Raw genomic sequence first — 20844 nt, forward strand, 5'->3', positions numbered from 1 at the left:
CAGCTTGGACTCATTGAGAGTTAAGGTAAGGGTGAAATAATACACCTACAGAAAGTTTGAACCGGGGGCACAGAACTGCCGGAATTATAGACGATCAAAGGATAGGAGTGGATGGAGATGAGTAGGTTCAAAAAAATAAGCTCGGATCTTATACTTTGGCTCATTTTATTACTTGCCGCTTTTTTGTATGGTTATGGAGTTTGGAACGACCACTATGTGAATACATACTACACCACCGCGGTGGGAAGTATGCTGCAGAACTTTCATAATTTCTTCTTCGCTTCATTGGATTCCGCGGGTTCAGTAACGGTGGATAAACCACCAGTTACCTTTTGGATTCAGACACTTAGCGCACTTATCTTCGGGCTGCATGGTTGGAGTGTGATTTTGCCACAGGCACTCGGCGGCGTGGGCTCCGTGTTACTTGTATACCTGCTGGTGAAGCCTACCTTTGGCAGAGCGGCAGCACGTATAGCAGCTCTAGTCATGGCGACTACTCCGGTAGCAGCGGCAGTCAGCCGGACGAACAATATTGATGCACTGCTTGTATTCACCCTTCTGCTCGCGGCATGGTTTTTATTTAAAGGGACGAAGAGCAACAAGATGGGTAGCCTTCTTACCGCATTTGCGTTAATCGGTGTTGGGTTTAACGAGAAGATGCTGCAGGCGTACATGGTTCTGCCGGCTTTTTATTTCTTTTATGTCTTAGCTGCCAAAGTGAACTGGAAGCGGAAGACGGGAGTATTGGCAGCCTCCACAGCAATATTGCTTGTAGTCTCCTTATCCTGGGCAGTGATCGTGGATTCGATTCCCGCCAGCAAACGGCCTTATATCGGCAGCAGTGGTACCAATTCAGTGCTGAATCTTGCTTTTGGGTACAATGGCGTTGCCCGATTAACGGGGGATCGTGGGGCAGGTGGTGGTGGCGGTGGAATGCCAGGAATGAATGGCGGTGAGATGCCAAACATGAACGGTGAAATGCCCGCGATGAATGGTGAGATGCCAAACATGAACGGCGAGATGCCAGCTATGAATGGGTCAGGCAGTAATAGTGGCACTGATGGTGGACGTGCAGCATTTTCGGGCCGGCAAGGCACAAATTCGACCTCAAATAGCCAGACTGGTGACGATGATGGAGGTGCACCAGGTCAGCCTCCTAGTGGAACAGACAGTCAAGGCCGGCAATTTGGTGGCGACGACGGCGGGCGAGGAAATCGCGGCGGCATGAATGGCGGTGGAAGCGGAGGCGGAATGTTCAATACAGGAACAGCAGGCCCACTGCGCCTGTTCCAATCAGAACTGTCAGGTCAAGCTAGCTGGATGCTGCCTTTTGTATTGCTAGGCATCATTGGATTATTCGCCAATCTGCGGAGAAAGAACTTTACTCAGGCTCATAAAGAAGCTCTCTTCTGGTTAGCGTGGCTGGTGCCCGTTATGGGGTTCTTCAGTATCGCAGGGTTCTTCCATCAATATTATCTGGTGATGATGGCTCCGCCAGTTGCAGCGTTAGTCGGTGCAGGATGGTCAAAGCTGTGGACGCTATATCGCGAGCACTCTGGTTGGCTGTCTTGGTTATTGCCAGCCGCAACGCTGGTTACAGCAGGTTTCCAGTGGTACATTGTTCATCCTTATAACGATACGATCGGCAGTGGCTGGTCCATTGGGATTTTAGTTGCAGGCATTGTGGTTTCGCTGGTACTGGTAGTTCTTAAAGGCAAGAAGAAATCCTTTATATATACGACAGGCATTGCAGCCGTATTAGTATTGTTAATTGGGCCGCTTTACTGGGCAGCTACCCCCATTACTTATGGCTTGAACAGTCAAACCCCTGAGGCGGGCCCGACTAGTAGTGAGGGTAGAGGGGGAATGGGAGGCAGTCCAAGCAATTTTGGACGTAATAGCGCCGCAAGTGCGAATGAGAGTCTGTTGTCCTATTTGGAGGAGAACAATACTGGGGAGCCCTATCTTTTCGCTACATTGGATTATGGCACAGCAGCTCCTTATATCGTTGACAAGGGTACATCGGTAGTTATTTTGAACGGATTTTCTAACTCAGACACCGTGTATACCCCAGATACCCTAAAGGCGTTTGTAGAGAGTGGAAAGGTGAAGTACTTCCTGATCAATAGCGGTGGTATGGGTGGTGGACGCGGGGGAAGCTCCGAGTTAACGACTTGGATCACAGAGAATGGTACAGAAGTTCCAGCAGCCGATTGGGCAGGAAGCGATGGAGGAAACAGCGGGACATTATACAAAGTTACTGTAAACTAGGCGAATGTTAATCCTATGAGGCGTGTTATGAGATAGATCAGGCACGCTTCATTATTCAAATTTAAGGAGGAGCTGCTCATGAGTACCAACGTGCGCTATTCCATTATTATACCGATGTTTAACGAAGAGGCGGTCATTCAAGAGACGTATCGACGTATCAAAAAAGTAATGGGTTTAACTAATGAAGTGTATGAGCTGATCTTTGTGAATGACGGCAGCACAGATAATTGCGCCCAGATGATTGAGGAATATAGCTACTGGGATGAAAGTGTGAAGCTGATCGACTTGTCTCGTAACTTTGGACATCAGATCGCTATTACTGCCGGAATGGATTACGCCCTAGGGGATGCAGTTGTCATTATTGATGCCGATTTGCAAGATCCGCCAGAACTGATTCTGGACATGATTGCGGAATGGAAGCAGGGGTATGAAGTTGTATATGCCAAAAGGATAAAGCGAAACGGAGAATCCTTATTCAAAAAGTGGACGGCCAGTCTCTTTTATAGAGTACTTCGTTATTCAACCGATATATCTATCCCTGTCGATACAGGAGATTTTCGCCTCATCGATCGTAAAGTCTGTGAGGAGCTCAAACGCCTGCCGGAGAAAAATCGGTTCGTACGCGGGCTAGTCAGCTGGGTCGGTTTTCGGCAAAAAGCCATTGAATATGAACGCGATGAACGTCTGGCTGGAGAAACTAAATATCCGCTGAAACGGATGATCAAGCTCTCTCTGGATGGAATTACTTCCTTCTCTTATAAGCCGCTGAAGCTGGCAGGATACCTTGGCGCACTGCTGTCGGCCTCCGGCTTTCTATATCTGATGTATGTGCTATATCTGGTGATTTTTACGGATTCAGTCGTTAAGGGCTGGGCATCGATGATCGGAATCACACTGACCTTTAATGGCTTTGTGCTCATTATGTTAGGGATTCTGGGTGAGTATGTCGGTCGGATTTATGATGAGACCAAGGGACGTCCGCTCTATATTGTTCAAGAGTTCTATGAAGGTAAGAAACAGCAGGATGTTCGTGAGCAGCAAGTTCTACATCGTCAATAAATGTAAGGGGAGGGATTCGTTGTGAAGATTAGAAAAGCGGTTATTCCCGCCGCGGGTTTAGGCACTCGTTTCCTGCCTGCAACTAAGGCTCAGCCCAAGGAAATGCTGCCCATTGTGGATAAGCCGGCGATTCAATATATCGTAGAAGAAGCTGTTCGATCCGGCATTGAAAGCATCATTATCGTGACGGGTCGCAACAAGAAGTCGATTGAAGATCATTTCGATAAATCAGTGGAACTGGAACAGACGCTTTTGGAAAAAGGAAAAGAGGAGCTGCTTCGTGAAGTCCAAGCGATTAGCGAACTGGCCAGCATTCATTACATTAGGCAAAAAGAGCCGCTAGGACTAGGTCACGCCATCCTTTGTGCGGAACAATTCGTTGGCGATGAGCCCTTCGCTGTTCTGCTCGGTGACGATATCATGGTCTCGGAGGACCCGGCGCTGCTGCAAATGATGCGATTGTATGAACAAAAGGAGAAGACCATCGTCGGTGTTCAGCCGGTACCACGGCAGGAGGTTCATAAATACGGAATTATTTCATCAAGCGGTTCTCTACAAGGCGTCCATGAAGTTAAAGGTTTGGTGGAGAAGCCCTCCCCGGATACGGCACCTTCAGAGCATGCGATTATGGGGCGTTACATTTTGGAGTCTTCGATATTTTCAGTGCTGGCTAACCTTGAACGGGGAGCAGGTGGTGAATATCAACTGACTGATGCATTGCATGAGGTATGCCGTAATGAAGGTCTGCTTGCGCTAGATTTGATCGGCAAACGTTATGACATTGGTGATAAATTCGGCTACATTCAGGCTACGCTGGAGGTCGGATTGATGCGGGAGGAGTTGCGTCCATTACTGGTTCCATATTTGCAAAAGCTGGCTGCTAGTCAGAAGGAAAGTGAAGAAGTGGGGGCGTTACCTTGGGGTACACGCTAGTGATTGAAGGAGACTGTTTCAAACGATCCTAACATCGTCTTCGGCGGCGGTGGGATGATGTTTGGGGCAGTTTTTTTGCGCGTGGGGCGTTTACAGGGCAGTTGGGGATGAACAAATAAGTGTACTTTATACAATTAAAAAGCGCATCAGACTGCTATGTATCGACCTAGTTGCACTTGATACACTTATTTCTTCATAATCCAATGGAAATACTCTTTCCATCTATTTTTAGTTGCATCAACTACACTTAAAAGAGTCATAGAGGGGATGAAGTATGAAATAGCTGCACCAAGTGCAGTTATTTTTTGCGATATAAAAAATCCGGAGGACAGATTCCTAAGAATCGTCTCCGGATCTATATTTTCAGTCATTTATTAAGCCTTTAGTACATCATGATCCACGTAACGCGCACCATTTAACTCGCTAATCACATTAATGGCTACCTTCGCGCCATCGCCTGCCGTAATAATGGCATGTACACTTACTCCGGCAACGGTACCTGCAGCCCAAATGCCTTCAATATTTGTTTTGCCTTCTGGATTAACAGCGACAACTGTTTTGATTCTTGGCTCTGTACCATCCTTAGTTTCCACCCCTGCTTTGGCGGCTAGATCAGTAAGGGCGCCTGTTGCAAGAATAACATGTTTGGCTTCATAAATGATTCCGTCTTCGGTCTCAATGACAAATCCATTGCCGCTGGAAGTGAGGTTAATAGCTTGTTCTGCTACTAGCTCAGCGCCGAATTTGACGGCTTGCTTATGTCCGGTTTCTACGAGATCAGGACCGCCTACTTCGGAAATTCCATAAAAGTTCTCAAACCATCCTCTACGGGTCATGCCTTTATCATTGTCGATCAGCAGCGTTTTTTTGCCCGCCTTGGCGGCGAACAGGGCTGCGCTTGCACCGGCAGGACCGGCTCCAATTACGGCGATTTCGTACATTTTTTTGACCTCCTCAAAGTTTTGTGAAGCAAAACTCGCATCGAAAGCATAGGCTTAAGTTTTGTGAAGCAAAACTGGCATCATAGACATAGGCTTAAGTCTATCATCTATTATAACGGTTGTTACTCTCTCTTGGCTAATCCTTCCTCGCAAGGAAGGGTAACCCTAAACGTTGTTCCCTCACCGAGAGTGCTGCTTACACTAATCTTGCCGTGATGTGCCTCCACGATAGACTTGGTAATAGAAAGGCCGATTCCAGATCCACCATATTTTCGTGTGCGAGAGGAATCGCTGCGGTAGAAGCGATCAAAGATATGTGGGATATGCTCTGGAGAAATCCCGCAGCCGTTGTCTTGCACCGTTAAAATGGCCTCATTTCCTCTAGCATGTAAAGAGAGATGAATGGTGCCAGATTCTGTATCCGTATGCTGAACTGCATTGTGGAACAGATTCAGAATTACCTGTTTGATTTTATTGGGTTCATATTTACCATGGATGCCATACGAGATATCAAAAGTAACTTTGCGCTGATCCGCTAACAAGAGCAGATGCGGCTTCATTTCGGAAATGACCTCACCGAGCAACAGATCCGTCATCCGCAGTTGAGGGGCGCCGTCCATCCGAGCGAGCAGCAGCAAATCCTCCACCAGCTTATTGATCCGTTTCGATTCGCCATGCATGCTTCGCAATGAATTGTATAACTGTTCTTTGTTGTCCGCAGCGCCACGCAGTAAGACCTCCAAAAAACCGTGGATTGAGGTCAGCGGCGTTCGCAGCTCGTGAGAAGCATCGGCAGCGAAGCGGCGCATCTGTTCCTTGGCTTCCCGTTCATTATGAAAGGATATTTCGAGACGCTCGAGCATACCATTGAATGAATGGGCCAGCTTGTCGATCTCAGTCTGGCCTTGGTTAATTGGAAATCGGATATCCAGATTACCGGCATCAATGATCTCGGCGGACTCTCCCATATTTGAAAGAGGGACCAGCGTCTTTCGAAGGGCAGGCAAGTATAGGAAGAAGCCAGCCAATAAAGCAATCACTGACAAACCTGCGTAGATCATCAATTGCTGTAAGATTACATCCGTAAGAGGTCCGGTATTCACGCTCATTTGGAGAAGCAATCGAGTATTTCCAGGTCTATAGAGATTCACGAATATAGCCAGATGTTCAGTGCCGTCATCGGCCTCTATGAGCTTGTAATTTCCTGTTGCTCTATCCGTGGTATGAATGAGCAGATTATTGTATTGCTCATTCGTTAATCTAGGCGCGGCTGAATCAGATAAAGTCATTTGCTGTAAGTCCCTGAAGGTGCCATCTGAGCTATAAATAGCGAGGGTTGTATGGGCATCCAGCAGGAGTGGACGCCTATTCTCACCGGTTCTTTGACCATTTGGGATTTTATTCTCGCCGTTTCTTTCCCCCGGCAAATTGCCGTTATACTCGGTGTTTCCCTCATTCGGAGTTGTGGTGTCCTCGTCATAGGAATTGAAAAAGTTGAAAAACATCTCACGGGGAACTGAACGTATTTGCGCTTCCATAGACTCTGCTCTATTGCTATATATGAAATCCCGCATGAGTATATATTGTAATACTCCGATTAGAAGAAGCAATCCTGATAGAATGAGCAGCGAAATGGCTAGCAGCTGTTTGCGTAGAGAACGTGGTGCGGGCAGCTTACGAAACCATGTAGAGAAGCGCGTACTCATAGATCTACCCGGTAGCCTGCTCCCCGCAGGGTACGGATAATACGGTGCTCCTTATCCCCGAGCTTCTCGCGAAGCGAACGGATATAGACCTCAACGATATTTTCCTCACCACCAAAGTCATAGCCCCACACTTTATCAAGAATCATGGGTTTACTTAGTACAAGGCCCTGATTAATAACGAGATACTGTAATAACTCGTATTCCGTGGGTGAGAGTTCAAGGACTTCTTCCTTGAAGCGAATTTCTTTTCTACGGCTATCAATTCGGAATGGACCGCAGCGTACCTCGCCGAGCAGACCTGGAAACTGATTGCGTAGCCGCGCTTGAATTCGGGCAAGCAATTCGTCGAAGCTGAAGGGCTTGACCATATAATCGTCAGCACCAATAGTGAGACCCTTGACTCGATCGTCCACTTCATCCTTTGCAGTTAGCATAATAACGGCTAGTTCCGTCTCTTCCGAGCGAAGGTAATGACATAACTCGAATCCATCCATGCCAGGCATCATGACATCTAGGATGGCTACATGTGGCTTGAACTCAGCAGCGACCGAGATGGCTGTGATTCCGTCGGGTGCGGTTCTGACTTCAAATCCTTCGTTAAGGAGACCCAACTCTAGAAATTGTAGTATATGAGGCTCATCATCTACGAGCAGTAGTCGAACGCCTTGAGCTGCTTTCATCATAGGTACCTCCAAATCAGTGTTAGATAGCTACATTATGACATATTCGGTTGAATGTTTGCTGAAGATGAGTCCCTTTGCTTTACGATTAAAGGAGCCTTTTCTTATTTCATGATGATTCAAAGCGGTTAATTTAGTTATAAGTAATATTAATGTGTTTAATAACAAACAAGGTTAAAAAATTCGGATTTCCGAAAATGTGATAAAGGGTTTTGACGGCGGATATAGAACACTTTACAATAAGGATAATCTCCTGATTTTGGTGAAAGTTACCCATTTTAGGAAAGATCATTCGACCGTGTTACATTTCCTTCCACGTTTTTCTCATCTTTGTCCATCTTCCTATCAAGGCTCATTTCTTTCAAGTGTATTTCTTGTTCATTCATTTCTTTTTGGAACTTCTGTTCATTCAACCTGTGCTTGCTGAACTTCATATTACCCATAAGTCAAGGGAGGCTTTTCCATGAAGAAAAAGGAAATGGTAGCCATGCTATTGGCTGGAGGCCAAGGCAAAAGATTGAAAGGTTTAACCAAATCGCTTGCCAAGCCCGCTGTTTATTTTGGAGGGACCTATCGGATCATCGACTTCCCTTTAAGTAACTGCTCCAATTCAGGTATTGATACAGTTGGTGTGCTGACTCAATATGAGCCACTCATACTGCATTCTTACATCGGAGTAGGCAGTGATTGGGATTTGAACCGTAAGAACGGTGGGGTATTCGTGTTGCCACCGCATGAACGTGAGAATGGAAGCAGCTGGTATCGGGGAACAGCCGATGCGATTTATCGGAATCTTAAGTTTGTGGATCAGTTTGATCCAGAGCATGTTCTTATTCTGTCCGGTGATCACATTTATAAAATGGATTATCACGCTATGCTTCAATACCACAAGGAAAGAAACGCTGATTGCACAATTTCTGTCATTGACGTTCCGCTGGAGGAAGCAAGCCGATTTGGAATTTTGAATACGGAGGACGATCTAAAAATTTACGAATTTGAGGAAAAGCCCGCTCAGCCAAAAAGCACATTAGCTTCTATGGGTGTGTATATCTTCAAATGGGAGGTTCTCCGCAAGCATTTACTAGAGGATGGGGAGAATGTAGGATCATCCCACGATTTCGGCAAGGATATCATTCCTTTGATGCTGGAGGACGGAAACTCCTTATTTGCGTACCCTTTTGAAGGATACTGGAGAGATGTAGGTACAGTAACTAGCTTATGGGAAGCAAATATGGATTTGCTGAGCGATACTCCGCCACTTAATCTAAATGATCCCAGCTGGCGCATTTTTACACGTAATCCGAATCAACCTGCCCAATATGTTGCCCCTGGGGCGAAAGTGTCAGGCTGCATTATTAATGAAGGCTGCATAGTGCACGGAGAAGTGAATCATTCGGTTCTCTTTTATGGGGTAGAAGTGGGTGAAGGAAGTGTAATTACGGACTCCGTGATTATGCCTAAGGTCAAGATTGGCAAGAACGTACGCATTCATAAAGCGATTATTAGTGAGAATACGGTAATCGACGATTATATGGAAATAGGCATCGAACGGGAGAACGAGAACGAAATTCTGCTGATCGACAATAAAAGCAAGAAGCGAAAATCAGCTGTGGCCAAAACCATATAATCAAGCTAAAACGCCTTCGGCGTCCTTCTAGGGACGGTAAGCGTTTATGCGAGATTTATAAGGATAAAGTATATCGTGAAACTTATACTTTCTTATAAATTATAAGAGGACGGTGGATTCCGATGAAGCAACTCATGGGTGTAATTAATCTGGATCATGAACTCGACAAACTAAATGAACTCACTTATTTCCGCTGTGGTGCAGCCGTACCTTTTGCCAGTCGTTATCGGTTGATTGATTTCGTGCTTTCTAATATGATGCGTGCAGACCTGGAGAGCGTTGGCCTGTTCGTCCGCCGTAAATACCGTTCTCTAATGGACCATTTGGGTGACGGGAAATCGTGGGATATGAACCGCAAGCATGGGGGATTATTCATTTTGCCTCCAGACTGGAACGATCCAACGGATACTTCTCTCGGGGACTTACAGCATTATCATAACAATCTGGATCTTTTTAAACGGGGATCTGCTAAATATATCGTGTTTTCCGGCAGCCAGCATATCAATACGATCGATCTTCAGGATTTGTACAGTTATCATCTGGAGAAGGGTGCCGACGTTACAGTAGTGTATAAAAAGATTGAAGAACTGCAGCCAGAACATGATCTATGCCAGCGTATTGAAGTAGACGAAGAGAATAAGGTGACTAATATCCATCATGAGAAAGACCATCCTAATTTATATCTGGATATCTTCATTATGGAGAAAAAACTGTTCTTGGAGCAGGTGGAGCATTGCATTGCGCATGGAGAGAGTTATTTTTTCCGAGATGTAGTTCAGAAGAACCGACACAAATTTAATATCGCCGCATACGAATATCATGGCTATCATGCCGTAATTAATTCATTAGAGAGTTATTATAAGAACAGTTTGGAACTGCTCCAGCAGGAGAATTACTTCAGTTTGTTCAAAGAAAGCCCGGTACAGACGAAGATTAAATACGAGGCTCCAACCCGGTACTTGGAAAGTGCTAATGTCAGTAATTCGTTGGTGGCTAATGGCTGCATTATAGCTGGAACGGTAGAGAATAGCGTGATCTTTCGGGGGGTTCAGGTACGTAAGGGAGCGAAGATCATCAACTCAGTAATTATGCAAAAGTGCGTCATCGAAGAAAATGCGGTCATTGAGAATGTAATCATGGATAAAGACGTACATTTGAGTAAGAATCGAATTCTTGTTGGAGATAGCAAACGTCCATTCGTCATCGCCAAGAGCAGCAAGATCTAACGACTGGATTAGATGAACAAAGCAGTATTAACCTATCTGATCTAATGGCACAGTCTGCTGCACTTCTAATAAAAGCATTTGTCAGGAGGACCTACTGTTGTTTAACGATAAAGAATCTTTCAAACAGGTATTCCGTGAGACCCTCATTGGTAAATTAGGTAAACCGCTTGAGGAAGCCTCGAATGCCGATGTTTATAAAATACTGGGCAACATGATTCGTGAGAACGCCGGGAAAAATTGGGCGGAAACGAACCAGAAATATAAGCTCGATAAAGATAAGCAGGTTTACTATTTTTCAATGGAGTTCTTGATCGGTAGGCTTCTGGGGAACAATCTATTGAATATGGGTGTACTGGAAGTAGTACGTGAAGGTTTAGCGGACCTTGGCTTTTGTTTGCAGGATATAGAGGAGGAGGAATCGGACGCTGGGTTAGGGAATGGAGGTCTCGGTCGTTTGGCCGCCTGCTTCCTGGACTCACTCGCTTCCCTGCAATATGCGGGACATGGCTGTGGTATACGGTATAAATATGGCCTGTTCGAGCAGAAGATCGTTGATGGGTATCAAGTGGAACTTCCTGATTACTGGCTGCAGAATGATAATGTATGGGAAGTGCGCCGCGAAGACAAGCAGGTTGAAGTTAGGTTCTGGGGGACTATTGAGACCCGCGAAGAGAACGGACGGCTCATATTTGATCATACGCAATATGAGGCTGTTCGAGCAGTGCCTTACGATGTCCCTATCATTGGTGCTGATCGCCGGCATGTGAATACACTGCGTAACTGGAGTGCAGAATCCATCACCCAGCCCTCTAGAACCTTTGGTTCTTTTGCCGGGACGGACTATCATAAGTTTCTGGAGTATAAGCGTTCTGTAGAATCCATTTCGGAGTTCCTTTACCCAGATGACTCTCAATACGAAGGTAAGCTGCTTCGCCTGAAGCAACAGTATTTCCTCTGTAGCGCGGGGCTGCAAAGTATTCTGCGTACCTATGCCAAGCTTGGGATTCCTATAGAATCGCTGCCAGACAAGGTTGCTCTTCATATTAATGATACACATCCAACGTTGGTGATTCCTGAATTGATGAGGATTCTGATGGATGTACATGGTTTAGGATGGGATGAGGCATGGAGTATCACCACGCGTATGGTCTCTTACACTAATCACACTATTCTGAGCGAGGCGCTTGAGAAATGGCCTATTCAAATGGTTAGGGAGCTACTGCCACGTATTTTTCTTATCATTGAAGAGATCAATGCGCGTTTCTGTGGTGAGCTTATGAGTCGTTATCCTGGTGATCAGGACCGAATTGCGCAGATGGCGATTATTCATGATGATCAAGTTCGGATGGCTCATCTGGCGATTGTAGCGAGCCATAGTGTCAATGGAGTAGCGGCGCTGCATACAGAAATATTAATGAAGCGTGAGATGCGACTTTTTAATGAAATGTATCCACACCGTTTCAATAATAAGACGAACGGAATTACCCATCGGCGATGGTTACTGCATGCCAATCCAGATCTGGCTAATTTAATCAATCAATCGATAGGGACCCGTTGGGTGAGCCATCCTCAAGAAATGATTGGCTTGATTAAATATTGTGAGGATGCTTCCTTCCAGGAACAAGTAGCCAGTATTAAGCGCCAGAATAAGCTTCGTCTTGCAGAGTACATCTACAATAAGCATTCAGTACATGTCGATCCTGACTCTATCTTTGATGTACAGGTGAAACGTCTACATGCCTACAAGCGCCAGTTGCTTAATATTTTGCATATTCTGCATTTGTACAATCAAATCAAAGATAATCCTTCGATGGATATGGTTCCACGCACGTTTATATTCGGAGCAAAGGCAGCGCCAAGTTATCATCTGGCGAAGCGGATTATCAAACTGATTAATACAGTTGCGGAGGTAGTCAATAAAGATCCGGATGTTAAAGGGAAGATTCGTATCTTTTTCCTTGAAAATTATTCGGTATCCCTAGCAGAAAAGATCATTCCTGCAGCGGACATCAGTGAGCAGATTTCTACAGCCAGCAAAGAAGCATCCGGTACCGGGAATATGAAGTTTATGATGAACGGTGCATTGACGGTAGGGACGATGGATGGCGCAAATGTAGAAATGCATGAAATGGTGGGAGACAACAATATGTTCCTGTTCGGACTTCGTGCTGAGCAGGTCATGGATTACTACCAGCATGGTGGTTATCATGCGCGTGATATTTACAACGGGGATAGTCGTGTGAAAGAAGTGCTGGATCAGTTAATCAAACCAGGACCTATATGTTGTCACGCTACGGAGTTTGAGAGCATTTTCCACTCTCTTCTGGATAATAACGATGAGTTTTTTGTCCTGAAGGATTTCGCTAGTTACGTTGAGACGCACGTCGAAATTGATCGGGCATATCGCAACCGGCAAGAATGGCTGAAGAAGTCCATTATTAATATTGGTCATTCCGGTAAATTCTCCAGCGATAACACAATTAGTCGCTATGCAGCTGAGATTTGGAACATTAGTCCAGTTCGACTGTAGGATCAACATAAAAAGGCTGTCTTATAAGTAGGTAACCCCTACAAATAAGACAGCCTTTTTTCTTATGGGATATAAAACGAAGAAATTTTTAGATAGCTTCCGATACTAAAGCTGCGAACCGCTCCAGAAACCGGCGTTCTTCATCATCAAAGCGATCCTTGAGCGGACTGTCGATATCAAGTACGCCAAGCAAGCGATCATCCTTTATTAAAGGAACAACAATCTCGCTGTTGGAGGCTGCATCACAGGCGATATGACCTGGGAATGCATGCACATCACCTACTACAAGTGTGCGCCGCTCGGCGGCTGCCGTTCCGCACACCCCGCGAGATAGCGGAATTCGAATGCATGCAGGGAGGCCTTGAAAAGGTCCAAGTACTAGCTCCTTGCCGTCAAATAAATAAAAACCGGCCCAATTCGTATCCGGTAGAGCGTGTTTAAGTAGTGCCGAAGCATTAGCCAGATTGGCTGTAGCACTTGGTTCGTCCTTTATCAATGCTTCGAGTTGGATTAGAACGGCTTCAAACTGCTCGCTGCGCGTTCCATCATATGGCATAGCTTGAAACATGAAGCATCACCTTCCTGTACTTTAAATTCAATATGAAACCATAACTGTAACTAACAACATAGTACAGCTATGAGGGGTACGTCAAGACACAACATTGTTTTGTAATATTTTGGGATTGGCTATGATCCCTCTGTAGCACTGAACCCTTGTGATGATGTTTCCAATGAACTGTCATAGGGTAATGCAAGAGTAAATACCGAAGGCTTTGTTGCCAGAAGGAGTGGAATATGCGCGCTGATGTACAGAACTTGTTCATAGGAATTCACATGCTTTATTGTGCTCATGATAAAGATGTGACGATCTCGGAGATGCTGCTCGGACTGGAAGACATGGGGTATCGTGTAGGAGAACGCGAAGTGAAACAGGAATTGGAAAAGCTGACGCTGGACAACTTTCTGACTGCACATAGTGAAGGGTACAGTGTTACTGGCACGGGTATTGAAGAGTTCAAGGATATTCGAGCCAAACTTCAGGTGCTGTGTAGTGAAGTTATTCAGGGAGCAGAATGAAATCATTTAAAGCAAAGTTCCATAAAAGTGTCTGTATCAAGGGAGAATTACCCTTCTGATGCAGGCGCTTTTTACGTGAGAGGATACAATTTGTTCTTTTCAAAGTTAAAGAAATTAGAACTTTTAGCTTAAGGATATACTCTTGAATGATGTATAATTGATAAGTTGAAGGGGGAGCGGAGAATTGTATCTATGCAATGGAGTGACACCTACACTGATCGGTAGAAGATTAAAATTATGTGCTATGACTACTGAACATGCTTCAGCGTTATTTCAGGTTTGGTCACATCCGGAAGTTTCTCTCTGGCTGGGTGCACCGGCATTATCCTCTATAGAAGAGACGAAGCAGCTTATCGACCTTCTATCACAGATGGCTCAGGAAGAGGAGAGCTTACGTTGGAGTATTATTGGACCTGGGGAGGAAGTCATAGGTAGCTGTGGATATAACCATTGGCAGCTTCAGGGAGCTTACCGTGGTGAAATAGGCTGTGATCTGTCGCCTGCCTTTTGGGGGCTTGGATATATGAAAGAAGCGCTTGGGCTTGTACTCGATTTTGGTTTCAATATTATGGGCTTGAATCGGATTGAAGCGCTCTGTCATCCTGATAATATCCGTGCGGAGAGGCTGGTTCATACGCTTGGATTTCAGAAGGAAGGCGTATTGCGTCAATACAGGCAGATCGCTTCCGGCTTTCAGGATACTGCTCTCCATGCTCTACTGCGCGAGGAGTGGCAATCCACTTAATACATAAAGAGAGGGTTTGGAACATTGAAGTCAACAGGGGATTTAGAACGTAAACTAATACTAACAGGGGTACTGCTGGCCACGTTTCTGGCGGCTATTGAGGGAACTGTAACAGGACCAGCCGGACCGGCGATTGTAGGCGACTTTCAGGGAATGCAGTGGCTGAGCTGGATATTTACTTCATATTTACTGGCAATGGCTATTACTACACCTATTTTCGGCAAAATCAGTGATCTGTTCGGACGCAAGCCTGTATTCATGTGGGGAGCGGCTGTTTTTTTACTAGGCTCATTATTATGCGGCATATCTCAAAGTATGGAACAGCTGATCCTGTTTCGCGCGATACAGGGGATCGGTGCGGGTGCACTTATTCCAATGACCTTTACCATTATCGGTGATATTTACAGCATTGAAGAAAGAGCAAAGACACAAGGGTTGCTAAGCTCTGTATGGGGGATTTCCTCTTTGGTAGGGCCACTGCTTGGTGGCTATGTGGTAGATTACTTAAGCTGGCGCTGGGTATTTGTATTCAATCTGCCATTTGGCGTGTTGGCAATGGTATTTATTGCGCGCTACCTGAAGGAAGAAAAGGTGCGTCGGAAGACACAGATCGATGTGCCAGGCGTCCTTCTGTTCGCGGCAGGTATGGGTGCTCTACTCTTTGGACTCTCCACGGGAGGGCAGAACCTGGCATGGACCTCTCCTTTACTACTCGCAACACTGGGTGCAGCGGTTATCCTGTTAATCCTATTTTTGCTTGTGGAGCGCCGTGCACCAGAGCCTATGCTTCCGCTGAACCTATTCTCAAATCGTAATATCGCAGTATCAACGGGTGCCAACCTGCTTGTAAGCACATTAATTATTGGACTTTCTACGTATATCCCTTTATGGGTTCAGGGCGTTTCTGGAAAAAGCGCTGCGATCTCAGGCTTGCTGCTTGCGCCAATGTCTGTAGGCTGGATGTTTGGGTCAATCGCAGGCGGACGAATGATTCTGCGAGCGGGTTCTCGCCGAACGGCAATGCTTGGATTGATGATGATTGCTGCCGGAGCTATTGGTCTGGTTTTCTTGACTGGAGAGTCTTCACAGGTAATCCTCTTATGCTTGATGCTGGTCTGTGGGGTAGGCTTCGGATACTCCTCTACGGTCTTCACGATTATCGCTCAGTCGTCGGTTGCGTATGATCAACGCGGTGCGTCCACAGCACTTAATGCATTTACAAGGTCCCTAGGTCAGACCATTGGGGTGGCTATTTTCGGTTCCTGGCTGAACTTGAATATTGATCAGCTGTTGCGAAAACAACCGGATTCAAACGTTACAGGTGATGATATTAATAAGCTGCTAGGCTCGCATACAGGCACTAATCTCTCCGGCGAAGTATCAAACAGTTTACGTGGTGCACTAGAAGGGGGACTTCATTCACTATTTATTGTGATGGCAGTTTTCGCAGTCTTGTCACTAGTTATATCTTGGGGGTTGCGCAAGGGTGTACCTTCGGTAGAGGATGCTACGTCGTCTTTGAAAAAGGCATAACTCATTTTCTAAATCACATAAAGAAGCCCGACCGGGTATTTACCGGTCGGGCTTCTTCGTGCAATAACAGCTTGTCTAACACATATGAAGTAAAAAGCAGCCTAACCTCTAGCTCTACTTACGGGGAAGAGGGGAAAGCTTCTCAGCTTGCAGACCCATCTTCTTGAGCAGAGTGATCATTTGTTCCTTCTCTTCATCATTCAGTCCGCTGAAAGCAAGATGAAGACGCTCTGAGTATTTCGGATACATCTCATTCATGAGACGTTCGCCTTCCGCGGTCAACTCTGCGAAAATCACACGACGATCACTTGGACAAGGCTTGCGTTGCAAATAGCCGCGTTCTTCGAGCTTGTCGATAACGTAAGTCACGTTGCCGCTCTGTAGCAGTAGTTTGGCACCAATTTGTTGAATGGGCTGTGGTCCCTTATAGTACAACACTTCCATGACGGCAAAGGCAGTAGGGTTAAAACCTTCAATTTTGCTGCCGGTAACAGCATGCTCATTAATACTCTTGAATGATTTGGCAAATACCCGGTACAAATGTAGTGTTAATTGTGTATCACGTTCATAAGATTGTATCATGCTTCTCCACCCTCTATCGTTAATCATGTGAACTCGTCGCACGTCTGTAATCATATTAATTAGTGCACGGTTTACCTGTGCAACGAACTTTGAGATAACAATAGAATACGTGAAAGATCGAATGAAGAACATGTGATTTGTCACAATGAGCAACTTTTAATTATTAAAAATCAAACAATTTTTTGAAGACGCTGAAATTGAATGTTTTTTACTTCAGTCTCTGAAAGGATATCAATTTCATCCCCCGGTTCAGTGTTATTTACGCCTCCAGACGGATGAATGACAATCCCCAATATTTTACTATTATTTCATTGAGAAATAGTAACGGGGAGTGAAGGAAGGATGGAGGAACATCATATTGATGGTTTAAAAGAAAGTAAGCTAACCGCAAATAAACCATTCATGCTGCTTATTGCGGCACAGCTTGTATCGAATGTAGGAGACTGGTTGCATATACTAGCGCTACTGACAATGGTAGGGTTTAAATGGAATGCCACACCGTGGGAAATTACGGCTATATCTTTATGTATGGCAGTGCCTTTGCTCTTAGGAGGACCGTTTGCAGGTTACTTAAGTGATCGTTTTAACCGCAAGGTACTAATGATTGGTTCGGATATAGCCCGTGCAGCGGTTGTTATTTGCTTGGTATTTGCAGGCTCGCTGTGGCAGGTTTATGTGCTGCTGCTGGCTAAGGGATGTATGGATGTGCTGTTCTCTCCGGCCAAAAGCGGAAAGATTAAGGAACTTGTTCCTGCGGCTCAGATGGATAAAGCAATGGCGCTTAGCTCATCTATAGAGCAGATAACTAAAATTGTGGGTCCAGCGCTTGGTGGATTGCTAGTTGCAGCCTTCGGCATATCTGTTTGTTATATGATCGATTCTGCTACATTCGTTTTATCGGCGATTATTTTGCTTGGATTACCGCGTACAGCTGTGATAAAGAAGGAGGATACGGAAGCAAGCGGTGGGGATACGGAGGTGCGTAAATCCTTCCGCCAAGAAATGTCGGCAGGTCTGCATGTGATTGCAGGAATGCCTGTAGTGCTGTGTGGCATTGTTATGCTAGTACTGGTGCTGCTAATGCTACAGATCGGAGACTCTCAGATTGTAACGTTATTCCGGGAGATTCCAGGTGTGAACGGAGATCTGCTGGGGTGGTGTGTAGCAGCCAGTGGCTTTGGAACCTTGCTATCTGCGCTGCTTGTAAGCCGATTAGGCAGTGGTAAGCATCCGCTTATTTTTATGGGATTAGGGGCTGTAATCATGGGCGTTGTCTTCTCAAGTGCAGGGATCGTAACTGCTCATGGTCAAGCCGGAATCTGGATGAATATTGCTTTGTTTGGGTCCTTCATGTTTGCTGGTGTGGGTGCAGGACTAGCGTTTATCCCCTTCAATTCAATGCTCCAGCAGCGGACACCTGCGGAATACACGGGTCGTGTATTTGGAACCATAGGCAGCCTGACAAGCGCAGCTGTTATTCTAGGACCTGTAGCCGGTGGAGCCTTAGTGACAGCATCGGGGCCGGTATCTGCCTTTATTCTATCTGGTTTGCTTACAGGATTGCTAGGACTAGGGCTGTTAATGCTGCGTGGTAAAATCGAGCGCAGGGATGAAGCGGCGATCAAGAAGCAGGAAGGAATAGCTGCGACGAATAACATGGACCTTGTAGGACAGACCTCCCTTTGATGGGAGGTTTCTTTTATTCGCTATTGCGCAGGGCTTAAGTTATTATTGTGAAAAAAGCAGCTTGATTATTTTCAGGAAAAATATATAGTACGATTAGATAAGTTGCGATTGCCTCTGTTGATCATTTGAATATCATTCATATACGCAATAGGGAATGCAATTTATAATAGTATTTATTAGAAGTACTAGGAGATGGAGAGTATGGAAAAAGAAGAAACTACAGTGGATACCGAGAGCTATGACGACATTGTGCTCGATGTTGAGATCGATGAAGCTGGCTATGAAGCGGGAGATCCTTGCATATTCGATATTTCTTTTCAAGTGAAGCGAGGTCAACTGCTCGGACTGATCGGACCTAATGGTGCTGGGAAAAGTACAACCATTAAGACCCTGCTTGGTTTGTTGAAGAATACCAAGGCTAAAGTGTCTTTTAGTGGAGTTAATAAATCTTACGCTTATGTTCCGGAGCAACCTGTGTTTTATGAGGATTTGACATTGTGGGAGCACTTGGATTTAGCGGCCGCTGCCTATGGACTGAAGTACGAACAGTTCGAAGAAACTGCAGAAAGACTGTTGAAGCAGTTTGGTATGGGCCATGTGCGCAATGATCTTCCAGCTGGATTCTCTAAGGGCATGAAACAAAAAATGATGCTAATGCTTGGCTTCTTGGTACAACCGGATGTTTATATTGTGGACGAGCCATTTATTGGTTTAGACCCCCGCGCCACTAAAGATTTCCTGCGGTTGCTAGAAGCGGAGCGGAAGCGCGGAGCTGGTGTATTAATGTCTACGCATGTACTGGATACAGCAGAGAAGATATGCGATGATTTCGTATTGATCTCCGGGGGAAAGGTTGCCGCCTCAGGAACACTCGAAGATATACGTGATTATGCTGGACTGCCGGAGGCGTCGTTGTTTGATTGCTTCGACGAATTAACATGAGTAAGCAGGGACAGCGGGCGTTTGCTTTTTCTAACGCTAAACAACTATTCAGACGGCGGCTATTCTCTCATTGGCGTGAGCAATCCGCTATTATCCGTACGGCGGCTGATTGGACCGTTCTTTTATATATTCTTATTCCCGGGGGATTATTGGGAGGGCGTTTGTATTATGGGTTCTGGAATGAGGCGCTACCGGCTTGGAGTGTGAATTTGCCGTTTATGCTCATTCCTTCATTATTAGTGCTCTTGATCTGCAACGGGGGCTTGGTGCTATTATTGCAGGAAGGCGATCTATTATTTCTTAGACAACGGCAACGATGGATGAATACGATCCTATTTCGCGGGTTGCTCTACAGCCTGATTGTAACCTCGCTGAAGTTCTGTGTAGCTTTTGCACTGTTACTGCCTTTTCTGATTCGGGGATTTGAGATGACGTCATCGGAGGTATGGGCGCTGTTCGCGCTGACCTTGGCGTGCAGCTGGTGTGTGAAGCTACTGGGACATCTTGTAAAAGTACAGAAGCAAGGCTGGCGCCGCTGGTTATGGCTATTTCTGGCGATCTCCGTCCCGAACGCTATTTATTTCAGAGTAGCTAGCCTTTGGAATGATCGCCCGCTCATCATATTGCTGAGTGCGGTTGTATTCACAGTCGTTGCAATATTTGCTTTCCGGTGGCGCTTATTGATGCGTGGGACATTTATGAACGATGTGCGGGAGGACTACAAGCAGCGAATGAAGATAGCGGCCATACTGCTCCGCCATGTTCTGGATAAACCTCGCCCGACTCGCCATAAGCCATGGATTTTCCGGAAGTCGCAGCCTTTGCTTAAATCAAAGACTGCCGAGAGCCGTTTCTCTGCGGCAGCGATTAAGGCACTCATACGGAATCCGGCCCATTTGAAGCTTTACTTGGCTTTCACTGCCGTGTCCGCGGTAGCGATCCTTATCATTCCATCGGGATTTAAATGGCTAGGATTTGTAGTATTAACATCGCTTATGACTTTTTGGCTGTTTTCGTTCTGGTCTTTGTTTGTTGGGGATGATTACATTGGGATACTTCCATTTACGAAAGAACAAAAGGCTGAAGCGGGTATGCATGCGGTCCCTATTTTATTACTTCCCTTTACAATGATTACCTCCGCACTAATCTGTCTCTCTTTATATGGATGGTGGGGGATCATCTTGTTCGTACCGGTTGGATACATGGTTGGACTCTTTATTAGCAGAATATTTGGTACGTTCCGATTGGGCAAAGATTGATAGATAGATAAAAAAAACAGCGTGACTTGAGAAGCCTCTCAAGTCAC

Annotated in this window: 17 protein-coding genes; 12 read left to right on the forward strand and 5 right to left on the reverse strand. The window is 45.6% G+C overall.

Annotated features, from left to right (window positions below; translation table 11 throughout):
- The first annotated feature begins 117 nt into the window (after positions 1-117).
- The 3 genes from H70737_RS02830 (at position 118) to galU (ending at position 4263) form a co-directional block, all read left to right on the forward strand.
- Complete coding sequence (locus H70737_RS02830; protein WP_042184610.1) at positions 118-2271, forward strand: ArnT family glycosyltransferase; 2154 nt, start codon at positions 118-120, stop codon at positions 2269-2271.
- 78 nt (positions 2272-2349) lie between these two features.
- Positions 2350-3330 carry a glycosyltransferase family 2 protein gene (locus tag H70737_RS02835; RefSeq protein WP_042184612.1) on the forward strand — a complete coding sequence of 327 codons (981 nt, stop codon included), beginning with the start codon at positions 2350-2352 and terminating at the stop codon, positions 3328-3330.
- 21 nt (positions 3331-3351) lie between these two features.
- Positions 3352-4263 carry a UTP--glucose-1-phosphate uridylyltransferase GalU gene (gene galU / locus H70737_RS02840; RefSeq protein WP_042184614.1) on the forward strand — a complete coding sequence of 304 codons (912 nt, stop codon included), beginning with the start codon at positions 3352-3354 and terminating at the stop codon, positions 4261-4263.
- 374 nt (positions 4264-4637) lie between these two features.
- Here galU and H70737_RS02850 read toward each other — a convergent pair whose 3' ends face one another.
- The 3 genes from H70737_RS02850 to H70737_RS02860 all read right to left on the reverse strand — a co-directional run bounded on the left by H70737_RS02850 (position 4638) and on the right by H70737_RS02860 (position 7590).
- Positions 4638-5204, reverse strand: coding sequence for an FAD-dependent oxidoreductase (locus H70737_RS02850; protein WP_042184618.1), 567 nt, complete (start codon positions 5202-5204; stop codon positions 4638-4640).
- A gap of 122 nt (positions 5205-5326) precedes the next feature.
- Positions 5327-6910: a sensor histidine kinase gene (locus H70737_RS02855; RefSeq protein ID WP_042184620.1), complete on the reverse strand. Its 1584-nt coding sequence runs from the start codon at positions 6908-6910 to the stop codon at positions 5327-5329.
- On the reverse strand, positions 6907-7590 hold the full coding sequence (locus tag H70737_RS02860; RefSeq protein WP_042184622.1) for a response regulator transcription factor: 684 nt from the start codon (positions 7588-7590) through the stop codon (positions 6907-6909). The genes H70737_RS02855 and H70737_RS02860 overlap by 4 nt, the downstream gene beginning before the upstream one ends.
- Before the next feature lie 463 nt (positions 7591-8053).
- Between H70737_RS02860 and H70737_RS02865 the strand changes: the two genes are divergently transcribed.
- From H70737_RS02865 to H70737_RS02875, 3 genes are all read left to right on the forward strand, one after another.
- Entirely contained in the window at positions 8054-9217 is a 1164-nt protein-coding gene (locus H70737_RS02865) for a glucose-1-phosphate adenylyltransferase (protein WP_042184623.1), read from the forward strand.
- Positions 9218-9339: 122 nt separating this feature from the next.
- The gene (gene glgD / locus H70737_RS02870) at positions 9340-10443 is read left to right on the forward strand and encodes a glucose-1-phosphate adenylyltransferase subunit GlgD (RefSeq protein WP_042184625.1); all 1104 of its coding nucleotides are present in this window, start codon (positions 9340-9342) and stop codon (positions 10441-10443) included.
- Between the two features lie 97 nt (positions 10444-10540).
- Complete coding sequence (locus tag H70737_RS02875; RefSeq protein ID WP_042184628.1) at positions 10541-12973, forward strand: glycogen/starch/alpha-glucan phosphorylase; 2433 nt, start codon at positions 10541-10543, stop codon at positions 12971-12973.
- A gap of 88 nt (positions 12974-13061) precedes the next feature.
- Here H70737_RS02875 and H70737_RS02880 read toward each other — a convergent pair whose 3' ends face one another.
- Positions 13062-13541 carry a GAF domain-containing protein gene (locus H70737_RS02880; RefSeq protein WP_042184630.1) on the reverse strand — a complete coding sequence of 160 codons (480 nt, stop codon included), beginning with the start codon at positions 13539-13541 and terminating at the stop codon, positions 13062-13064.
- A gap of 227 nt (positions 13542-13768) precedes the next feature.
- On the opposite strand from H70737_RS02880, the gene H70737_RS02885 reads away from it, so the two are divergent.
- The 3 genes from H70737_RS02885 to H70737_RS02895 all read left to right on the forward strand — a co-directional run bounded on the left by H70737_RS02885 (position 13769) and on the right by H70737_RS02895 (position 16328).
- A complete protein-coding gene (locus H70737_RS02885) occupies positions 13769-14050 on the forward strand; it encodes a hypothetical protein (RefSeq protein WP_042184631.1) in 282 nt (93 codons plus the stop codon).
- 184 nt (positions 14051-14234) lie between these two features.
- The gene (locus tag H70737_RS02890) at positions 14235-14795 is read left to right on the forward strand and encodes a GNAT family N-acetyltransferase (protein WP_042184632.1); all 561 of its coding nucleotides are present in this window, start codon (positions 14235-14237) and stop codon (positions 14793-14795) included.
- A 24-nt stretch (positions 14796-14819) separates the two neighbouring features.
- Positions 14820-16328: an MDR family MFS transporter gene (locus tag H70737_RS02895; RefSeq protein ID WP_042184634.1), complete on the forward strand. Its 1509-nt coding sequence runs from the start codon at positions 14820-14822 to the stop codon at positions 16326-16328.
- A 114-nt stretch (positions 16329-16442) separates the two neighbouring features.
- Here the strand turns inward: H70737_RS02895 and H70737_RS02900 are convergent, their stop codons facing one another.
- On the reverse strand, positions 16443-16910 hold the full coding sequence (locus H70737_RS02900; RefSeq protein WP_042123913.1) for a MarR family winged helix-turn-helix transcriptional regulator: 468 nt from the start codon (positions 16908-16910) through the stop codon (positions 16443-16445).
- 342 nt (positions 16911-17252) lie between these two features.
- On the opposite strand from H70737_RS02900, the gene H70737_RS02905 reads away from it, so the two are divergent.
- The 3 genes from H70737_RS02905 (at position 17253) to H70737_RS02915 (ending at position 20797) form a co-directional block, all read left to right on the forward strand.
- Positions 17253-18596: an MFS transporter gene (locus tag H70737_RS02905; RefSeq protein ID WP_042184636.1), complete on the forward strand. Its 1344-nt coding sequence runs from the start codon at positions 17253-17255 to the stop codon at positions 18594-18596.
- A gap of 201 nt (positions 18597-18797) precedes the next feature.
- Entirely contained in the window at positions 18798-19538 is a 741-nt protein-coding gene (locus H70737_RS02910) for an ABC transporter ATP-binding protein (RefSeq protein WP_042184638.1), read from the forward strand.
- Positions 19517-20797: an ABC transporter permease gene (locus H70737_RS02915; RefSeq protein ID WP_197071259.1), complete on the forward strand. Its 1281-nt coding sequence runs from the start codon at positions 19517-19519 to the stop codon at positions 20795-20797. Before H70737_RS02910 ends, H70737_RS02915 begins: the two co-directional genes overlap by 22 nt.
- Positions 20798-20844 lie beyond the last annotated feature (47 nt).

Source organism: Paenibacillus sp. FSL H7-0737 (assembly GCF_000758545.1).
Lineage (GTDB): Bacteria > Bacillota > Bacilli > Paenibacillales > Paenibacillaceae > Paenibacillus_AQ.